Here is a 942-nt window from a genome sequence, read left to right as displayed (position 1 = left end):
GGCTCCTACCTATCCTGTACAAGCTGTACCAAAATTCAATATCAGGCTACAGTAAAGCTCCATGGGGTCTTTCCGTCCTGTCGCGGGTAACCTGCATCTTCACAGGTACTATAATTTCACCGAGTCTCTCGTTGAGACAGTGCCCAGATCGTTACGCCTTTCGTGCGGGTCGGAACTTACCCGACAAGGAATTTCGCTACCTTAGGACCGTTATAGTTACGGCCGCCGTTTACTGGGGCTTCGATTCAGAGCTTCGCTTGCGCTAACCCCTCCTCTTAACCTTCCAGCACCGGGCAGGCGTCAGCCCCTATACTTCGCCTTGCGGCTTTGCAGAGACCTGTGTTTTTGCTAAACAGTCGCCTGGGCCTATTCACTGCGGCTCTTCGGGGCTATTCACCCCAAAAAGCACCCCTTCTCCCGAAGTTACGGGGTCATTTTGCCGAGTTCCTTAACGAGAGTTCTCTCGCTCACCTTAGGATTCTCTCCTCGCCTACCTGTGTCGGTTTGCGGTACGGGCACCTTTTATCTCGCTAGAGGCTTTTCTTGGCAGTGTGGAATCAGGAACTTCGGTACTATAATTCCCTCGGCATCACAGCTCAGCCTTACGGTGAACGGATTTTCCTATTCACCAGCCTAACTGCTTGCACGCACATATCCAGCAGTGCGCTTACCCTATCCTCCTGCGTCCCCCCATCACTCAAACGATAAAGAGGTGGTACAGGAATATCAACCTGTTGTCCATCGCCTACGCCTTTCGGCCTCGGCTTAGGTCCCGACTAACCCTGAGCGGACGAGCCTTCCTCAGGAAACCTTAGGCATACGGTGGATGAGATTCTCACTCATCTTTCGCTACTCATACCGGCATTCTCACTTCTAAGCGCTCCACCAGTCCTTACGGTCTAGCTTCAACGCCCTTAGAACGCTCTCCTACCGCGGACACCA

General features: G+C 53.0%; 1 rRNA gene. It reads right to left on the bottom strand.

From position 1 onward, the window contains the following. A 23S ribosomal RNA gene (locus tag ACNQGS_RS28955) occupies positions 1 to 942 on the bottom strand; the annotation flags it as partial.

The organism is Neobacillus sp. PVCKKU3 (genome assembly GCF_058323225.1).
The sequence above is the reverse complement of the archived record's forward strand: the minus strand, read 5'-3'. Positions and strand labels throughout refer to the sequence as shown.